The organism is Mesorhizobium sp. BH1-1-5 (assembly GCF_020165615.1).
Lineage (GTDB): Bacteria > Pseudomonadota > Alphaproteobacteria > Rhizobiales > Rhizobiaceae > Mesorhizobium.
The window spans coordinates 88,403-104,834 of record NZ_JAIUIM010000019.1; the positions used below are offsets into that span (position 1 = coordinate 88,403).

Here is a 16,432-nt window from a genome sequence, read left to right on the forward strand (position 1 = left end):
CGGGCCAACGTCAATTGTCGGGTGCCAAGGATAAGGCAGCGTCTTTCGCGGCGAGCAGTCTACCAGACGAATGGGATGAGCGCGTTCGTGCGGCGCGCATATTCGGGGAATTCATCGGGAAATTGCCGCTCCAGAAGCCGATCCTCGGCGCCGACCCGCCAGATGAAAATCGCCCCGAGCAGGACGAACAGAAAAACGAACGGGCCGCCCACCACGATCGCCGAGCCCAGGCATGCGAGCAGGCCGCCCGTGTACATGGGATGGCGCAGGCCGCGGTACGGACCGGACCTTACCAGCTCGTGCTCCTGCTTGGCCGAGACGGTCTGGCTCCAGTTGCGGCCGAGAATTTGCCGCGCCCAGACCAGGAGCGCCATGCCGGCGACGGCGACCACCGCGCCAATGCCGCTCACCAGCGCGTTCACAGGGGCGAAATTGACGAAGCCGAACAGCGGCAGGCGTGGCAGCAGGAAGGCGACGATCATGGCAAACATCAACCCAAAGCTCTGCAGCAGATGCGGCCCGGTATCGCGCTTCACGCCAATCGCCTGAACGGTAAGATAAATAATCAGCAGCAGCCAGGCGGCGTAGATGAACCAGATGAAGCTCATGTGAACCAGATCAAGGTCATGCCCTGCTCCTTCGGTTAGCCGGCAATCCATCTTGGCCACCGCACGCGCCCGGTGCTAGAAAATGGGCATCTTGAACCGGACGGCAAGCCATGCCCGGATTTTCCCGCCTCGCGGCTGCGGCGATCGGCATGATCGCCGCCTGCCTCATCGCTCTCCCCGTCATCGCCGCGGCGTCCGCGGAGCTGTACCAGGCGCAGGCGATCGTCACCGGCACGGGCGAGGTAAACCGGCAGGTTGGCTTCAAGGATTGCCTCGACAAGGTACTGGTCAAGGTCTCGGGCGACCAGCGCCTGACGCAGAAGCCGGAAATGCTGGCGCTGCGCGACAAGGCGGCCGACTTCGTGCAATCCTTCCGCTATCGCGACCGGCTCGAAGGCATCCCGATCCATGACGAGCAAGGTACGCATGACAGGCCGCACGACCTGACCTGCATCTACAAGCCGGCCGTCGTCGACAAGCTGCTGGCGCAGCTCGGCAGCAGGCCCTGGCTCGGCGAGCGCCCGCCGATCGCCGTCTTCATGACCGCCGAGCAGGGTTCTCGGCATTTCATGCTTACGGCGGATGAGGATCAGGGCAACGCGATGCGCGAATCCTTCGCCAATGCCGCCGGTCCGCTGCTGATGCGCATCACCTTTCCCAAGGCCGGACAACTTGGCGGCCTCGGTGAGAAGGCGCTTTCCGGGGCCGATATGACAAGACTCGACAAGCTCGCGAAGAAAGCGGGAGCGGTCCGGGCGCTTGCCGGCAGCATCGTGTGGAGCGACAAGGAACTCGGCTGGATCGCCGACTGGCGGCTGGCCGATCGCGGCAGGACCTATCGCTGGCAGGTGCGCGGCGTCAGCTTCGACGAGGCGTTCCGGGTTGCTATCAGGGGCACCGCGCAGATCCTGTCGGGGCACGGGCAGCCTTGAGAGCGTTTCCTCGCCCCACGCAGTGGGGAGAGGTGGCTCGGCGAAGCCGAGACGGAGAGGGGAGCAGCTTACGAAAGCCCCTCTCCGTCCGCTTCGCGGACACCTCTCCCCGCGTGGCGGGGCGAGGAACTTGCACCCAGAGCTGGCACAATCGTGTCGCATTGGTCAGCGGCGGAGACGCGTGGTAAAAGCCGACCCAAAAGAGAGTTTCGGCCATGAACAAATTCACCCCCGCAAAACCTGCCGGCGCGCGCAGCGTCGACGAGATCACCGGCAGCCGGCGGCTCAGGCGCATGCGCAAGGCCGACTGGTCGCGCCGGCTGGTGCAGGAAAACCAGCTTTCGGTGAACGACCTGATCTGGCCGATCTTCGTCATCGACGGCAAGAACACGCGCGAGCCGATCGCCGCCATGCCGGACGTCTATCGCCTGAGCGTCGACCTCGCGGTGAAGGAGGCCGAGCGCGCGGCCAAGCTCGGCATCCCGGCGATCGCCACCTTCCCCAACGTCGAGCTTGCGCTGCGCGACCAGACCGGCTCGCACATCCTCGACCCCGACAACGTCATCAACCGCGCCACGCGCGCCATCAAGGACGCGGTGCCGGAAATCGGCATCATCACCGATGCCGCGCTCGACCCGTTCACCAGCCACGGCCATGACGGCATCCTGCGCGACGGCATCATCGTCAATGACGAGACGGTGAGCCAAGTCACCGCGGCGGCCGTGATCCAGGCGGCGGCCGGCGCCGACATCATCGCGCCGTCCGACATGATGGACGGCCGCATCGGCGCCATCCGCGACGCGCTCGACGCCAACGGTTTTCAGGACGTGGCGATCATGTCCTACGCGACGAAGTTCGCTTCGGCCTTCTACGGCCCCTATCGCGAGGCGGTCGGCACCGCCGGCCTGCTCAAGGGCGACAAGAAGACCTATTACATCGACCACGCCAATTCCGATGAAGCCGTGCGCGAGGCCGAGCAGGACCTCGCCGAAGGCGCCGACATGCTGATGGTCAAACCCGGCCTGCCCTATCTCGACATCATCCGCCGACTGAAGGACGAGCTGCAGATGCCGACTTTCGCCTATCAGGTGTCGGGCGAATATTCGATGATCAAGGCGGCCGCCGCCAATGGCTGGATCGACGGCGAGAAGGCGATGCTGGAATCGCTGCTCTCGCTGAAGCGGGCGGGCTGCGACGGCGTGCTGACCTATTTTGCGCCGGTGGTGGCGCAGATGCTGAAGGGCTAAGCGCCTGGCGATAAGCCCTTTGCGATCATAGTCAGTTGACGTCACCAGCCTGCAGCTGAACCCACTCGATCCGAGAACAACTGTTTGCAATCTGCAATCGGTTAAGATAGTCCATAACCGCTTGCAAAAAACAATTGGTTGTGGAGACGATCATGTCCAAGCTGCGTGTCAACGCTTTCACCTTGTCGCTCGACGGTTACGGCGCAGGCCCCGATCAGACCCTCCAACATCCACTTGGCGTCGGCGGCGAGAGCCTGCACAAATGGTTGGTCACCACCCGGACATTCCACCAGATGGTGATCGGCAAGGACGGCGGCGCGACCGGTGTCGATGACGACTTCGCCATCCGCAGCTTCGAGAATGTCGGCGCCTACATTCTCGGCCGCAACATGTTCGGGCCGATCCGCGGCGAGTGGCCGGACGACAAGTGGAAAGGCTGGTGGGGCGACAACCCGCCCTATCATGTTCCGACTTTCGTGCTCACCCGTTACAAACGCGCGCCGATCACGATGGAAGGCGGCACCACCTTCTACTTTGTCACCGACGGCATCCACTCGGCGCTCGAACAGTCTAAGGCCGCGGCTGGCGGCAAGGATGTGCGGATCGGCGGCGGCGTTTCGACTCTCCGGCAATATCTCCAGGAACGTCTGATCGACGAGATGCATCTGGCGGTCTCGCCGGTGCTGCTCGGCTCGGGCGAGAATCTTTTCGCCGGCCTCGACATGGTGAAGCTCGGCTATCGCTGCACCGAGCAAGTGGCGACGGCGAACGCTTTGCATGTGACGATCGGGCGGGCGTAGCGCCCTTTCCTTCTCCCTTGTAGGAGAAGGTGGCCGAGCGAAGCTCGGTCGGATGAGGGGTGCTCCAGCTTGGCAACAAGCTGAAAATCGCCACCGCCTCATTCCGTCCAACACCCCTCGTCCGTCTCGGCGCTGCGCGCCGATCCACCTTCTCCCACAAGGGAGAAGGGAGACGCCTCAATACTTCTCCGGCACGTAGAGCTCGCGCGGCAGGACCTGGCGCTCGTAGGAGGGGTTGAAGACGCGGTCGGGCAGCGAGATGTCCTCGTGCGGAACCTCCTCATATGGCATCTGCTGCAACAGATGGTCGATGCAGTTCAGCCGCGCGCGCTTCTTGTCGTTGCCCTCGACGATGAACCAGGGCGCTTCCTTGATGTTGGTGCGGGCGAAGGTCTCTTCCTTGGCCTTGGTGTACTGCTCCCAGCGCACGCGCGACTGCAGGTCCATGGGCGACAGCTTCCACTGCTTCATCGGATCGTGGACGCGCATCAGGAAGCGCATCTGCTGTTCCTCGTCGGTGATCGAGAACCAATATTTCACCAGAGTGATGCCGGAACGCACCAGCATGCGCTCGAATTCCGGCACGTCATGGAAGAATTCCTCGACCTGATCCTGTCCGGCGAAACCCATCACCCGCTCGACGCCTGAGCGGTTGTACCAGGAGCGGTCGAACAGCACGATCTCGCCGCCGGCCGGGAGATGCGGCACGTAGCGCTGGAAATACCATTGCGACTTCTCGCGCTCCGTCGGCGCCGGCAAGGCCACGACGCGGGCGATGCGCGGGTTCAGCCGCTGCGTGATGCGCTTGATGACGCCGCCCTTGCCGGCGGAATCGCGGCCCTCGAAGACCACCACCAGCTTCTTCTTGTGGTAGGCGACCCATGACTGCAGCTTGATCAGCTCGGACTGCAGCCTGAGCAGCTCGCGGAAATAGGTCATGCGCTCCATGGAAGGCGGATGCGACTTCTTGTAGATCTTGGCGATCTCGAGCGAGAGCGCCGGTTCGGAAATCTCAAGCTCATAGTCCTCGTCGAGCGTGTCCTCGAGCTCGGCTTCGAGCCAGTCCTTCGCCCCGGAATTCGGTTTCAGCTCATTCATCGCGCAGCTCCGTCTCCTGTCAGCCATCGTCGCTTCGGAACCCGTGCCTGCTCTGGACGGACATTCCTTAAGCCGACTGAGATACAGAGCCGCAATGACGGTTTTATTGCAATCGACCGGCAGCCGGCATCGATATGGAAGATATGTGATCGACCCGTATCGATGGCGGGGCGACAAGCGGCGCGAATTGTCCTACAAATCCCCTCGCCTCTTCCGGCGCCCGCCACGGCGCTTCTTCAATCAAATCGCGAGGACCGACATGGAATACCGCACGCTGGGCCGATCCGGCTTGAAAGTCTCGACATTGACGCTTGGCACGATGACCTTCGGCGGCGCCGGTCCGTTCGCCGCCGTCGGCAATTCCGACCTCGCGGAGGCCAGGCGCATCATCGACACCTGCATCGACGCCGGCATCAACCTCATCGACACCGCCAATGTCTATTCCAACGGCCTGTCGGAAGAGATCATCGGCGAGGCGCTTGGCGGCAAGCGCAAGAACGACGTGCTGATCGCCTCGAAGGCGCGCATGCGCATCGGCACCGGCCCCAATGACGAAGGCCTGTCGCGCCACCATCTGATCCGTGAGTGCGAAAAGAGCCTGAAGCGGCTCAAGACCGACGTCATCGACGTCTATTTCGTCCACCAGTGGGACGGGCTCACCCCGGTCGAGGAGACGATCGCGGCGCTCGACACCTTAGTCAACCAGGGCAAGATCCGCTACATCGGCTGCTCCAACTGGTCGGGCTGGCAGGTGATGAAGGCGCTTGCCGTCAGCGACAGCCGCCATCAGGCCCGCTTCGTCACCCAGCAGATCCACTACACGCTGGAAGCGCGCGAGGCCGAATACGAATTGCTGCCGATCTCGGTCGACCAGGGCCTCGGCGTGCTGGTCTGGAGCCCACTGGCGGGCGGGCTGCTCTCGGGCAAATACACAAGCGATAGCCCGACCGCGCGCCAGCTCGGCGGCTGGAAGGAACCGCCTATCCGCGACGAGGATCGCCTGTGGCGCATCGTCGACGTGCTGGTCGACATCGGCAAGGCACGCGGCGTCTCAGGGGCGCAGGTGGCGCTTGCCTGGCTGCTCGGCCGTCCGGCTGTAAGCTCGCTGGTGATCGGCGCCCGCAACGAGGCGCAGCTTAAGGACAATCTCGCCGCGGCCAGCCTGTCGCTCTCCGAGGAAGAACGGCAGCGCCTCGACGTGGTCAGCCGGCCGCCGGTGCTCTATCCCTACTGGCACCAGCAGTTCACCGCCAGGGACCGCTTCGGGCCGGCCGACAAGGTGCTCGACCGCTCCCACGCTTAAGGCGTTTCACCGTTTCAAAGAAACGGCAGACGGCTTTTCAGCCGGCGATAAAGCGCCAGACTTCCGGATCGGGCTTTATCTGCTCGCTCAGCACGAAATATTTATAGAGGACGAGCAGCGAGATCGCCTGCTCGTCCCGTTCATTGCCGAATTTGCGGCAATAGGCGTTGGCGGCGGCCGTTATCCGCCCCGCCTCGGCGGGATGCTTTTCGAAATAGGCCACCTTGTCGACCAGGTCGGAGAAATCCGGCTGCAGCGGCACATAGTGGACATTGGGCTCGACCTGGGCTTCGGCAAACCAGGTTTCGTAGGTCGGCTCCGGCATCAGGCAGAGCGAATTGGAGCTCATGATCCATTTCAGGTTCGTCGCGACGTCATTGCCTTCGAGCGAGACGATGTAGCGATACCGTCGCTGCTGCTCGATGTTCAGGAAAGGCTTGCGGTATCCGTCCGGCGCGTCGGGCTTGTGGGAACCCGCGTCGCAAAACGGCAGGTCAGCGGCCTTTTCCACGAAGCGGGTGCGAAGCGGATTGTTGAGATGCCCCCGCCAGACCACCATCGGCCGCTTGTCGGCGAAAGACAGCTTGTCGGGCGGCATGTAGAAGTGGCGGAACTTGTTCAGCTTCATCAGCACGCCGTTGGCGTTGTCGTCGCCGATGGGGCGGTCCTTGACGATCCTCGGCACCTCCGGAATGCCGACGACATCGCCATATTCGAAATCGATCAGCAGGCCGGGATCGAAATAGCGGGCGAATTCCTTGAGATCGTAATAATACATGCTGGAAGCGGACGGCAGCTTGCCGACGGCTAAAGCGTCCGTGCTGGGCACGAACGCGTGTTCCAGCTTGTTGTAGTAATTCAGTCGCTCGCGAACCGTCTTGCCCGAAAGCCTGGCCTGATCGAGCCGGCTGGCCAGGCGGTCTCGGAACAGGGATTGCGGTGCGCGGTCACGCGCGAAATTGCGCGCGTAATAGAACAGCTTTGCGGCGGTTCGTGAGAGTGTGGCCATGCGTCCGCGAATTCAGCAAGATGGTCAATGGTAGTCTGCCTTCATCCCCCTCGTCTCCTACAGCATTCTCCCGGCCATGTTGCAAGCCTGCTAATGCGAATGGCCACACGACATCTTACGCCGCGACCACGGCAAATCCCCGTGCGCGCAAGCCGCGCCGGTCGTCATGCAAGGAGCTGACAAGCCGATCGCGGCTGCCGGCGATGTGAGCGGAAAGCAGGCGCGCCGCTTCGTCCGCGTGGCCGGCCTTGACGGCGGCAAGGATGGCATGATGTTCGGCCCAGGCGCGGCCGAGCGCCTTTTCATCGCGCACCTCCAGCCAGCGCGCCCGCGACAGCCTGGTCATCGCGTCGCGAACGGCCCTGAGCAGAAACTCGTTGCCGGAAAGCCTCGCCAGCTCGATGTGGAAATCCATGCCGACGCGATGCCATTCCTCGCGCGGCGTCTCGGCGTCGCAGGAATCGAGCATCGCCGCGATCACCTCGATGCCGCCACGGTCTTCGAGCGCCGCCGTCAGGCGAACCGCGGCGACCTCGACCGCCTCGCGGTAGACGGCGATCTGTCCGAGTTCGGCGAGGTTGATCGGCGCCACAGTCCAGCCACGGCCGTCGCGGCCGATCAGCCCTTCGGTTTCCAGGCGCAGCAGCGCTGCCCGCACCGGCGTGCGCGAGGCGCCGAACCGGCTCTCGATCCAGCGCTCGGTCAGCCGCTCGCCAGGGCCGATCTCCAGGCCGAGGATCATTTCGCGAAGCTGCCTTTCGACGTTTTGCATCTGCGACATTGTCGTCCCGCTTTCCGAAGCCGCATTGACAGCGGCAAGTGTCAGGTCCATGACGAATACCGGCTTGGTATCCCAAGTTGGTATCTATAACAACCCAGCATTTGGCATGCGTGACATGACGCCCAACGAATCCGGACAGAGCGGCTTCAACATCCATTGGCGGCGCAACCTCGCCGTCTGCTTCGCCGGCTCGTTCAGCACGCTCGTCGCCATGACGCTGCTGCTGCCGTTCCTGCCGCTTTACGTCGAGCAGCTCGGCGCCGAAGGCCATGCGGCGATCGTGCAGTGGTCGGGCATTGCCTATGGCGCGACTTTCTTCGCGGCGGCACTGGTCGCGCCCATATGGGGACGGCTGGGCGACCGCTATGGCCGCAAGCTGATGCTGGTGCGCGCTTCGTTCGGCATGGCGATCTGCATGTCGCTGACCGGCATGGTTCAAAGTGTGTGGCAACTGGTGCTGCTTCGGCTGCTGATCGGCTTCGCCGGGGGGTATTCGTCGGGCTCCACGATCCTGGTCGCCATGCAGACGCCGAAGGAGCGCTCGGGCTGGGCGCTGGGCATGCTGGCGGCGGGCATCACCGCCGGTTCGCTGGTCGGCCCGCTGCTCGGCGGCTTGCTGCCGCCGCTGATCGGCATCCGCGCGACCTTCATGCTTTCCGGCGCCGTGATCTTCCTGGCCTTCCTGGCGACGACTTTCCTGATCAAGGAGAATCCGCCGGCGCCCAAGCCTGTCTCGGCGACGAAGCCGAAAAGCGGCTGGTCGCAGATTCCCGACAAGCGGCCGATCGTCGCCATGCTGACCACCGGCATGCTGCTCGCTTTCGCCACCATGTCGATCGAGCCGATCATCACCGTCTATGTGCAGCAGCTCGTCGAGGACCAGAGCAAGGTGACCATGGTCGCGGGCGTCGTCATGTCGGCGGCGGCGCTCGGCACCATCCTGTCCTCATCCTGGCTGGGGAAGCTGGCCGACCGTGTCGGCCAGTGGAACGTCGTGGTCGGCGCCCTTGCCGTCTCGGCATTGCTGCTCATTCCGCAAGCCTTCGTCACCAATGGCTGGCAGTTGATCGGCCTGCGCTTCCTGATGGGCCTGGCGCTGGGCGGGCTGCTGCCCTGCATCACCAGCGTCATCCGCCACAACATCCCCGATGGGATCGGCGGCAATGTGCTTGGATTGGCGATCTCGGCGCAATATGTCGGCCAGGTCGCCGGGCCGCTGTCGGGTGGTTTCGTCGGCGGGCATTTCGGCATGCGCGCGGTGTTTTTGGGCACATCGGTGCTGATGGCGCTCGGCGCGGTCTACAACTGGATTGTCCAGTCGCGCCGCGCACGGCATATGCTGCTGGAGGCCGGCGAGTCTTGACCGGCGCATCCGCCCAACCGCAGCATGGAGCATCCAGGATGAGCCTTACCGGGCAAGCATCAGACGGCGGGAGCCGCCTCCTCGTGCTGGCAGCCGGGCTTGTCGGCGCCGCCGGCGTGGCGCTGTCGGCTGCCGCCGCGCATCGCGGCGGCGCCTTCACCGGCACCGCCGCCAACTTCCTGCTGATGCATGCGCCGGTGTTCCTCGCCATCGGCCTTGCCGGTGGCAACCGCTGCCTCAGGATCGCCAGCATCGTCCTGCTCGCGGGGCTGCTTCTGTTCTGCGGCGATCTGCTTGCCCGCGATTTTCTCGGCGCGCGGCTGTTCCCGATGTCGGCGCCCATCGGCGGCACCCTTCTGATCGCCGGTTGGCTGGCGATCGCTGTCTCGGCGCTGTGGCGCCCGCGACCCTGATCTATCTTTGCCTGAACTATCTTCGGCCGAAACGCCGCTTGCGCTGGCGTACAGGCAATCCATCCACGCAGCGCCGCTCAGGTTGCTCGGTTCCGCGCGTGATGCCCCAATAGTTGCGATAGATGTCCTGAAACAGATGGCCAATCGGATGCATGGCTGCTCCTCCTTTGAATTGAACCGATCCAATGCGCTGGCGTGAAATAAGGCTGCAGATCAGCCGCGCTTGCGCTCCACGAGAAAGCGCGGCGCGCGCCTCCATGGACTCGACCTGCCGCGCCGCTTCTCGCTGACGATGACCGAGGCGATGCCCCAGTCGTTGCGGTATATGTCCTCGAACAAATAACTCACCGGATGCATGGCACCCTCCTGTCGAAATCCGCTCCGTCACGAAGCAGAACTTGGATCGATTCAAATCATAGACCTCATTTGCCCGACGTCAACCGAAATTTGAATCGATCCAACAAAAATGTTAGATGACCGGCAGCAATTCAGCGGTCATGTTCGTGGCGTGACCGGATTCGGAGGAACGAGATGGCATCACTCCTCGAAGGCCAGGCAAGACCGATCAGGCTGGCCGACATCGCCAAGGCCGCCGGGGTCTCGCATGGCACGGCCTCGAATGTCTTCAGCCGGCCCGAGATCGTGCGCGCCGAAGTGCGCGAGCGGGTCAAGGCTGTCGCGGAGCAGATGGGCTATGCCGGACCGGACCCGAAAGGCCGGCTGCTGCGCGCCGGCAAGGTCAACGCCATCGGCGTCGCCACCACGGAGCCCCTCTCCTATTTCTTCGACGATCCCTTCGCCCGCGTGATGATGGCCGGCATTTCCGAAGCCTGCGACGCCACCGGCGCCGGCATCGCGCTGGTCTCGGCCGCCAACCAGGAAAAGCTCGCCTGGAACATCCAGAGCGCGCTTGTCGACGGTTTCGTGCTGTTCTGCATCGAAGGCGGCTCGCGCCTCGTCGACCTGACGCGCGAGCGCAGGCTGCCCTTCGTTGCGCTGGAGCTCGGCTTCCAGGACGAGACCGTATCGGCGATCGGGGTCGACAATGTCGCCGGCGCAAGGCTTGCCGCCCGCCATCTCGCCGACCTTGGCCATCGCCGCTTTGCCGTCCTGTCGCTCGGCTTCGCCGACAACCGCACCGGCTTCGCGACGCCGGAAGCGGTCCGCAGCGCCGTCTACACCGGAACGCGCGATCGCCTTGCCGGCTATTTCGAGGAGCTTTCCCGCTTCGGCATCGATACGGCGAAAATCCCGGTCTATGAGACCGAGAACGAGGAAAAGAGCACCAGGGCTGGCCTCGAGGCGATCTTCGCCACAGGCGAACGGCCGACCGCCATCCTGGCGATGTCGGATCGCATGGCCCTGATCGCCATCGACTGGCTGATAGGACGAGGCCTCAACGTTCCCGGCGATGTCTCCATTGTCGGCTTCGACGGCGTGCCGGACGGCGCGCTGTCGACGCCGCCGCTGACCACGATCGCGCAGCCGATCACCGAGATCGGCCGCCGCGCCGCGCGCATGATCCTCGACCATGACGGCGCGGTGCGGCGCGAGACGATGGGGGTCGAGTTCGTCGTCAGAGGCTCGACCGGTCCGGCACCGAAAGCCTGAGCAAGTTCGGATGGTTCCGCACGGATAGGCCGGGCGCTTTTCCTTGCAATGCGGTCAGTAACCACCCGCCCTCGCCGGCAGCGGCTGTGCGCCGAAGGGCGCACGCGCAGGCTCCTCGCGCGCCGGCTTGGCGCGGGACGAGGGGCCGAGGCCAGCAAGCCATTCGAGGTAGAGCGCAAGCGCGAGCTGCATGGCGATGCCGGCCGCGATCAGCAGCGTGTCGTAGGCGAGGCCGCCCGGATTGATCAGCTTCAGAACCTGCGCCGCCATGGCAAGCAGCGTGCCGGCGATGAACACCGGCAGGGAGCGCTTGCCCAGGATCGCCAGCGGATTGTCGGGCCGGACGCGGAAGAAGTTGGAGACCGCCGGCAGCACCACGATCAGATAGCTGACCGACAGGATGTGCAGGAGCCTTGGCAGCGACAGGAAGGTCTTGTCGAAGCCGCCGATCACCACCGGCAGGTTGAACCACGTGATCTGCCCCCAGAGCGGGCTGTGCACCCAGATCGCCGCGCCGACGACATAGATGCCGGCAGCGCCCAACAGCCAGGGATTGACCGGGATCCGCCCGCCCCGCTTCACATGCAGCATGGCGGCAAGGCCGATATTGAACAGGAACTGCCAGGACAGCGGGTTGAGGAACCAGAAGCCGGGCTCGGGATAGTTCGGCGGCGCGATCTGCCAGATGCCGGCCACGAGCCAGAGCAGGCCGGACACGATCAGCGCCGGCACCGGCCGGTAGCTGACGAACAGCACGAAGGCAGGCGCCGCCAGAAGCAGCGCCGCATAGACCGGCAGGATGTTGTTGTAGCCGAGCTGATGGCCGAGCGTGACGATGCCGAGCAGCACCTGCGGCGTGTTCTTCATCAACGGCTCGATGTTGATCATCGTCAGCATTTCCGGCCGGTGCACGAACAGCGCGGCAGCGCAAAACAGCGCGATTACCACCATCGTGATGACGATGTGGGAGATGTAGAGCACGCCTGCGCGCCGCCACATCTTCAGGGTCGCGAGCAATCTGCCGCCCGGCTTGAACTTCGTGCCGTAGGCCAGCGCCACCGAGATGCCGGAAAGCAGCACGAAGGCTTCGGCCGCGTCGGAGAAGCCGAAATTCTTGTAGGTCCAGTTCTCGAAGACCGTGCCCGGCACATGGTCGACGAAAATGGTGAGCAGCGCGAGCGCGCGCAGCACGTCGATACGCGTATCGCGCTCTCCGATACGCTTGTCGCGATCGTTAGGGACAGGGGTGATCATCGACAAAAGGCCTCAAAGCTGGTTGTTCATAGCCAGCAAATGCGACCCCCGGGGCGCACCGCTTCGATTCCTCCCAAGGGGAGTGTATCGACGCAGAAACGGGCTGAAATGCGCATGGTTCAATCAACTTTCGCGGAGAGCGAAAATATTCCGTTTTGAAGCCGGCAAATCAACAAATCTCTTATGGAATCAAATGGATATGAGCGCTCCTGAATATAGCGACGAAAACAGCATCCTGCACAGCGATCTCGGCTTTCGCTACCGGGTGGTGACGCCCGCAAAGTCGACCGGCAAATGCGTTTTTCTGTTGCACGGATCGGGTGTGGACGAAACGACACTCATCCCGCTTGCAAGGAAGATCGCGCCTGACGTGACGCTGGTTGCGGCGCGTGGGCGCATCCCCCAGGACGACGGCTTCCGCTGGTTCGAGCGAATCACGCCGACAAGTTTCGAACAGGCCAGCATCCGCGACGAGACCGCCGCCTATGCCGAATTCGCGGTGGAAGTATCGGAGTGCTATGGCCTCGACCTGCAACGTGCGACATTTCTCGGCTACTCGAACGGCGCCAATTTGGTTTCGACACTTCTGCTGCTTCATCCCGGTCTTGTGAGGCGGGCGGCGCTACTGCGGGCGATGCCGGTGCTCGACATTTCGCCGATGACCGACTTGTCGGGAACGCGCGTGCTGATCGTCGCCGGCGCAGCCGACCAGACTTATGGCCCTTTCGCGCCCGCCCTGGTGACACTGTTCAGCCAGCGCCACGCCGAGGTCGACGCGCGCATCGTTGCCTCGGGTCATGAATTCGGCGATGCGGACGCCGCGATCATACGGCAGTGGCTGGCGGGTCCTATGCCGGCGGCCTGACCGCGCCGGCCAAACGGGCCTCGGCGCCGGCAATCAACAGGTCGAGGCCGTTCTCGAAAAGCGCCGCGTGGCCACCGGCCCGGTAACGGGCGAGCGCCTCACTGAACAAAGGCAGGCCGCTTGCCGCCTCGTCCAGCGCGGCGCCCCGGCCGGGACCTGCCGGGTATTCCGCCTGCTCCTCGAGGACGCAGCCCACCGTGTAGCGGCCGATCGAGATCAAAAGCTCGAGCGCCATGACCGGGCTGAGACCGGCATCGCCCAGGAAATGCAGCAATTTTTCGAACCGCTCGACTTCGCCGGGCTCGGCCTCGGTGCCGGCGTGAACGCGTGCGCCATCGCGGAAAGCAACCAGCGCGCCGCGGAAACTGCGCGCATTGCTGCGCACGAAATCCTGCCAGCTCTCGCCGGGCGCGGGCATCGGGTGGTTGTGACCGCGCCTGAGTATTTCCTCATTCATCGCATCAAGCAAGGCGCGCTTGTTCTTGAAATGCCAGTAGAGCGCCGGCTGCTGAACCTTCAGCCGCTGCGCCAGCAGGCGCGTCGACAACTGGTCGATGCCGACCTCGTTCAACAGGTCGAGCGCCGCATCGACAATCTGTCGCTTGTCCAGCTTCATCTCTTGCGTCCGTTTCTTTATCGATGATAAGGAGTCTACCCTTATCGACGATAAATTAATGGAAAGTAGCGGGCGGTGAAAAGAGCCTATCTCGTTTTGCTGATGGCCATGGCGATGGACGCCGTCGGCATCGGCCTGGTCATGCCGGTGCTGCCTGGCCTGCTGCGTTCGGTCGGCCATGTCGATGACATCGGCTGGATCTTTGGCGCCTTCCTCTCCGTCTATGCCGCCATGCAGGTGGTGTTCTCGCCCCTGCTTGGCGCGCTCTCGGACCGGTATGGCCGCCGGCCGGTGCTGCTTCTGTCGCTGGCGGGCGCGATGGCCGACTACCTCTTCATGGCTTTCGCGCCGTCGCTGCCACTGCTGTTCGCCGGGCGCATCATCGCCGGCATCACCGGCGCCAGCATGGCGGTTGCCTCGGCCTTGATGGCTGATATCACCGAAGAGGACCGCCGCGCCCGCGGCTTCGGCCATTTGAGCGCTGCCTTCGGTGTCGGCTTCATTGCCGGCCCGGCTTTGGGCGGCGTGCTGGGCGACGTCTGGCTGCGCGCGCCGTTCCTGGCCGCCGCCGCCCTCAACGGCCTGAACCTGGCGCTCGCCTTCTTCCTGTTGCCGGAACCGAAACGCGCCGGCAATCCGGTGGAAATGCCGTCGCTCAACCCGCTGGCGCCGCTGTGCTGGGCCTTTTCTTTCCCTACCCTGCTGCCGCTGCTCGGCGCCTTCGCCGTGCTCAGCCTCGTCGGCGAGGTCGGCGGTACGATCTGGGTGCTCTATGTCCAGGACAAATTCAGCTGGGACCTGTTCACCGTCGGCATCTCGCTGGCGCTGTTCGGCCTGTTCCATGCCGGAGCGCAAGGCTTCGTCGCCGGCCCGATCGCCGAGCGCTGGGGCGAAAGGCGCGCGCTGCTCGTCGCCATCCTCGCCGACAGCGCGGCCTACGTCTCGGTCGCGCTTGCCTGGCGGGGCTGGATGGCCTTCGCGCTGCTGCCGCTCTTCTGCCTTGGCGGCATCGGCACCCCCGCACTGCAATCCCTGCTCACGTCACGGGTCGGCGCCGATCACCAGGGCCGGCTGCAGGGCGTGCTTACCAGCATGACCAGCCTGGTCTCGGTGGTCGGGCCGCTTGCCATCGCAACGCTCTATTTCCGCACACGCAGCTTCTTTCCCGGGCTGGTGTGGATCGCGGGTGCCGCGCTCTATCTCATCTGCCTGCCGCTGCTCGCCCGGTCGCCTGCCGCAACGCGGGTAGAGGTGCCTCGTCCAGGCACGAGTTGAAGGGTCAGGCATTTCACAACCCAGAGCGGCGTACCGCCCTGCTGTCATATGTCTGTCACACACTGTCTATCGAGATACTGTTCACTCACGGGGAGGTCTGAATGGCCGACGAGAACAGCATCACTCTGCTCGACGACACTTCGAAATTGCCGGTAATCGCGGCCAATCCTGGTGAAGTCGCCAGGATCGAAGGCGGCATCGATATCCGCGACCGCGCGGCGATTTCGGTCTTCGGCGACCGCGCCCAGCAAGCGGTCAGCGACTATGCCGACAAGATTCTGTCGCAGATCCGCAACCGCGATCTCGGCGACACCGGCACGCTGCTGACCGATATCATCATGAAAGCCCGGAATCTCGACCCCGCCTCGCTGAAGGAGGAAGGGTTCCTGAGCAACCTGTTCTCCTCGTTCAAGGCGCGGCTCGAGCGCTTCAAGGATAAATACGAGGATGTGGCCGGGCAGATCGACCGCATCGGCCTGGAGCTCGATCGTCACAAGGACACGCTGCGCCGAGACATCGCCGTGCTCGATGACCTCCACGAGCAAACGAAGGAGTCCATCCTCAACCTCGACGCCTATGCGCAGGCCGGCAAGAAATTCGTGGACGATTACCGCGCCAACGAATTGCCGAAGCTCAAGGCCGCGGCCGACGCCAAGGCAAGCGATTCAGCCGGAGCGCTGGAGGCTCAGGCCTATCAGGACGCGGTGCAGGCGCTCGACCGGCTGGAAAAGCGCATCTTCTATCTGGTGCAGGCGCGCCAGCTCGGCATCCAGCAATTGCCGCAGATCCGCATCGTGCAGTCGGGCGACGAGACGCTGATCGAGAACCTGCAGGCGACCTCGGCGCTGACGGTGCCTGCCTGGAAGCAGAAGATGGTCATCCTGCTTGGGCTGACCAACCAGAAGTCGGCGCTGGAGCTGCAAAAGACGGTCACCGACGCCACCAACGAGATGATCCGCCAGACATCGAAGATGATGAAGGACCAGGCCATCTCGATCGAAGAGCAGGCGCAGCGCGGCATCGTCGATGTCGAGACGCTGGCGCAGGCCAACCGCGATCTGATCGATACCGTGCAGGGTGTGCTCAAGGTCCAGGAGCAAGGCCGGCAGAAGCGGGCCGATGCCGAAAAGCAGATGGACCAGATGACCGCCGACCTCAAGAAAGCGCTGACCGGAGCATGATGCCGAAAAGTGTGAAGCGGTTTTCGGACGACATCATGCTCTATCTCTTTGATTTGGAGCCGGATGGTTTCAGGTC

Annotated in this window: 18 protein-coding genes; 10 read left to right on the forward strand and 8 right to left on the reverse strand. The window is 63.9% G+C overall.

Features of this window, described 5'->3' with window-relative positions:
• Positions 1-59: 59 nt before the first annotated feature.
• A complete protein-coding gene (locus LB572_RS23820; RefSeq protein ID WP_224669469.1) occupies positions 60-659 on the reverse strand; it encodes a methyltransferase family protein in 600 nt (199 codons plus the stop codon).
• Positions 660-718: 59 nt separating this feature from the next.
• Between LB572_RS23820 and LB572_RS23825 the strand changes: the two genes are divergently transcribed.
• The 3 genes from LB572_RS23825 to LB572_RS23835 all read left to right on the forward strand — a co-directional run bounded on the left by LB572_RS23825 (position 719) and on the right by LB572_RS23835 (position 3,587).
• Positions 719-1,540: a DUF2066 domain-containing protein gene (locus LB572_RS23825; RefSeq protein ID WP_224669437.1), complete on the forward strand. Its 822-nt coding sequence runs from the start codon at positions 719-721 to the stop codon at positions 1,538-1,540.
• Positions 1,541-1,755: 215 nt separating this feature from the next.
• A complete protein-coding gene (gene hemB / locus LB572_RS23830) occupies positions 1,756-2,787 on the forward strand; it encodes a porphobilinogen synthase (protein WP_224669438.1) in 1,032 nt (343 codons plus the stop codon).
• Between the two features lie 152 nt (positions 2,788-2,939).
• Positions 2,940-3,587: a dihydrofolate reductase family protein gene (locus LB572_RS23835; RefSeq protein ID WP_224669439.1), complete on the forward strand. Its 648-nt coding sequence runs from the start codon at positions 2,940-2,942 to the stop codon at positions 3,585-3,587.
• Positions 3,588-3,764: 177 nt separating this feature from the next.
• Here the strand turns inward: LB572_RS23835 and ppk2 are convergent, their stop codons facing one another.
• Positions 3,765-4,685: a polyphosphate kinase 2 gene (ppk2, locus tag LB572_RS23840; protein WP_140804462.1), complete on the reverse strand. Its 921-nt coding sequence runs from the start codon at positions 4,683-4,685 to the stop codon at positions 3,765-3,767.
• A gap of 259 nt (positions 4,686-4,944) precedes the next feature.
• Between ppk2 and LB572_RS23845 the strand changes: the two genes are divergently transcribed.
• Positions 4,945-5,988: an aldo/keto reductase gene (locus tag LB572_RS23845; protein WP_140804460.1), complete on the forward strand. Its 1,044-nt coding sequence runs from the start codon at positions 4,945-4,947 to the stop codon at positions 5,986-5,988.
• A 37-nt stretch (positions 5,989-6,025) separates the two neighbouring features.
• On the opposite strand, the gene LB572_RS23850 is transcribed toward LB572_RS23845, so the two are convergent.
• Positions 6,026-6,997: a glycosyl transferase family 90 gene (locus LB572_RS23850; protein ID WP_224669440.1), complete on the reverse strand. Its 972-nt coding sequence runs from the start codon at positions 6,995-6,997 to the stop codon at positions 6,026-6,028.
• Positions 6,998-7,112: 115 nt separating this feature from the next.
• Positions 7,113-7,778: a GntR family transcriptional regulator gene (locus LB572_RS23855; protein ID WP_224669441.1), complete on the reverse strand. Its 666-nt coding sequence runs from the start codon at positions 7,776-7,778 to the stop codon at positions 7,113-7,115.
• 106 nt (positions 7,779-7,884) lie between these two features.
• On the opposite strand from LB572_RS23855, the gene LB572_RS23860 reads away from it, so the two are divergent.
• Together LB572_RS23860 and LB572_RS23865 are read left to right on the forward strand one after the other, a co-directional pair.
• Positions 7,885-9,141, forward strand: a complete 1,257-nt coding sequence (locus LB572_RS23860; RefSeq protein WP_412033586.1) for an MFS transporter — start codon at positions 7,885-7,887, stop codon at positions 9,139-9,141.
• 38 nt (positions 9,142-9,179) lie between these two features.
• Complete coding sequence (locus LB572_RS23865) at positions 9,180-9,554, forward strand: DUF423 domain-containing protein (RefSeq protein ID WP_224669442.1); 375 nt, start codon at positions 9,180-9,182, stop codon at positions 9,552-9,554.
• Between the two features lie 16 nt (positions 9,555-9,570).
• Here LB572_RS23865 and LB572_RS23870 read toward each other — a convergent pair whose 3' ends face one another.
• The gene (locus LB572_RS23870) at positions 9,571-9,708 is read right to left on the reverse strand and encodes a hypothetical protein (RefSeq protein WP_224669443.1); all 138 of its coding nucleotides are present in this window, start codon (positions 9,706-9,708) and stop codon (positions 9,571-9,573) included.
• A 59-nt stretch (positions 9,709-9,767) separates the two neighbouring features.
• Positions 9,768-9,911 carry a hypothetical protein gene (locus LB572_RS23875; RefSeq protein WP_181167102.1) on the reverse strand — a complete coding sequence of 48 codons (144 nt, stop codon included), beginning with the start codon at positions 9,909-9,911 and terminating at the stop codon, positions 9,768-9,770.
• Positions 9,912-10,085: 174 nt separating this feature from the next.
• Here LB572_RS23875 and LB572_RS23880 point away from each other — a divergent pair, with 174 nt between their 5' ends.
• On the forward strand, positions 10,086-11,165 hold the full coding sequence (locus LB572_RS23880) for a LacI family DNA-binding transcriptional regulator (RefSeq protein WP_224669444.1): 1,080 nt from the start codon (positions 10,086-10,088) through the stop codon (positions 11,163-11,165).
• Positions 11,166-11,219: 54 nt separating this feature from the next.
• Here the strand turns inward: LB572_RS23880 and LB572_RS23885 are convergent, their stop codons facing one another.
• Positions 11,220-12,419: an OpgC family protein gene (locus LB572_RS23885; RefSeq protein ID WP_224669445.1), complete on the reverse strand. Its 1,200-nt coding sequence runs from the start codon at positions 12,417-12,419 to the stop codon at positions 11,220-11,222.
• On the opposite strand from LB572_RS23885, the gene LB572_RS23890 reads away from it, so the two are divergent.
• Positions 12,412-13,284, forward strand: a complete 873-nt coding sequence (locus LB572_RS23890; RefSeq protein ID WP_318014060.1) for an alpha/beta hydrolase — start codon at positions 12,412-12,414, stop codon at positions 13,282-13,284. The two genes, LB572_RS23885 and LB572_RS23890, sit on opposite strands and share 8 nt — an antisense overlap.
• On the opposite strand, the gene LB572_RS23895 is transcribed toward LB572_RS23890, so the two are convergent.
• Positions 13,268-13,900, reverse strand: a complete 633-nt coding sequence (locus LB572_RS23895; RefSeq protein WP_224669446.1) for a TetR/AcrR family transcriptional regulator C-terminal domain-containing protein — start codon at positions 13,898-13,900, stop codon at positions 13,268-13,270. The two genes, LB572_RS23890 and LB572_RS23895, sit on opposite strands and share 17 nt — an antisense overlap.
• Before the next feature lie 75 nt (positions 13,901-13,975).
• Here LB572_RS23895 and tet point away from each other — a divergent pair, with 75 nt between their 5' ends.
• Positions 13,976-15,175 carry a Tet(A)/Tet(B)/Tet(C) family tetracycline efflux MFS transporter gene (gene tet, locus LB572_RS23900; protein WP_224669447.1) on the forward strand — a complete coding sequence of 400 codons (1,200 nt, stop codon included), beginning with the start codon at positions 13,976-13,978 and terminating at the stop codon, positions 15,173-15,175.
• Between the two features lie 101 nt (positions 15,176-15,276).
• Positions 15,277-16,356 carry a toxic anion resistance protein gene (locus LB572_RS23905; RefSeq protein WP_224669448.1) on the forward strand — a complete coding sequence of 360 codons (1,080 nt, stop codon included), beginning with the start codon at positions 15,277-15,279 and terminating at the stop codon, positions 16,354-16,356.
• Positions 16,357-16,432: the final 76 nt, after the last annotated feature.

Excerpts from the sequence above, each read along its gene's own strand:
- LB572_RS23820 (WP_224669469.1), bottom strand. The coding sequence starts at position 659 with ATGGATTGCCGGCTAACCGAAGGAGCAGGGCATGACCTTGATCTGGTT.
- LB572_RS23825 (WP_224669437.1), top strand. The coding sequence starts at position 719 with ATGCCCGGATTTTCCCGCCTCGCGGCTGCGGCGATCGGCATGATCGCC.
- hemB (WP_224669438.1), top strand. The coding sequence starts at position 1,756 with ATGAACAAATTCACCCCCGCAAAACCTGCCGGCGCGCGCAGCGTCGAC.
- LB572_RS23835 (WP_224669439.1), top strand. The coding sequence starts at position 2,940 with ATGTCCAAGCTGCGTGTCAACGCTTTCACCTTGTCGCTCGACGGTTAC.
- ppk2 (WP_140804462.1), bottom strand. The coding sequence starts at position 4,685 with ATGAATGAGCTGAAACCGAATTCCGGGGCGAAGGACTGGCTCGAAGCC.
- LB572_RS23845 (WP_140804460.1), top strand. The coding sequence starts at position 4,945 with ATGGAATACCGCACGCTGGGCCGATCCGGCTTGAAAGTCTCGACATTG.
- LB572_RS23850 (WP_224669440.1), bottom strand. The coding sequence starts at position 6,997 with ATGGCCACACTCTCACGAACCGCCGCAAAGCTGTTCTATTACGCGCGC.
- LB572_RS23855 (WP_224669441.1), bottom strand. The coding sequence starts at position 7,778 with ATGTCGCAGATGCAAAACGTCGAAAGGCAGCTTCGCGAAATGATCCTC.
- LB572_RS23860 (WP_412033586.1), top strand. The coding sequence starts at position 7,885 with ATGCGTGACATGACGCCCAACGAATCCGGACAGAGCGGCTTCAACATC.
- LB572_RS23865 (WP_224669442.1), top strand. The coding sequence starts at position 9,180 with ATGAGCCTTACCGGGCAAGCATCAGACGGCGGGAGCCGCCTCCTCGTG.
- LB572_RS23870 (WP_224669443.1), bottom strand. The coding sequence starts at position 9,708 with ATGCATCCGATTGGCCATCTGTTTCAGGACATCTATCGCAACTATTGG.
- LB572_RS23875 (WP_181167102.1), bottom strand. The coding sequence starts at position 9,911 with ATGCATCCGGTGAGTTATTTGTTCGAGGACATATACCGCAACGACTGG.
- LB572_RS23880 (WP_224669444.1), top strand. The coding sequence starts at position 10,086 with ATGGCATCACTCCTCGAAGGCCAGGCAAGACCGATCAGGCTGGCCGAC.
- LB572_RS23885 (WP_224669445.1), bottom strand. The coding sequence starts at position 12,419 with ATGATCACCCCTGTCCCTAACGATCGCGACAAGCGTATCGGAGAGCGC.
- LB572_RS23895 (WP_224669446.1), bottom strand. The coding sequence starts at position 13,900 with ATGAAGCTGGACAAGCGACAGATTGTCGATGCGGCGCTCGACCTGTTG.
- LB572_RS23905 (WP_224669448.1), top strand. The coding sequence starts at position 15,277 with ATGGCCGACGAGAACAGCATCACTCTGCTCGACGACACTTCGAAATTG.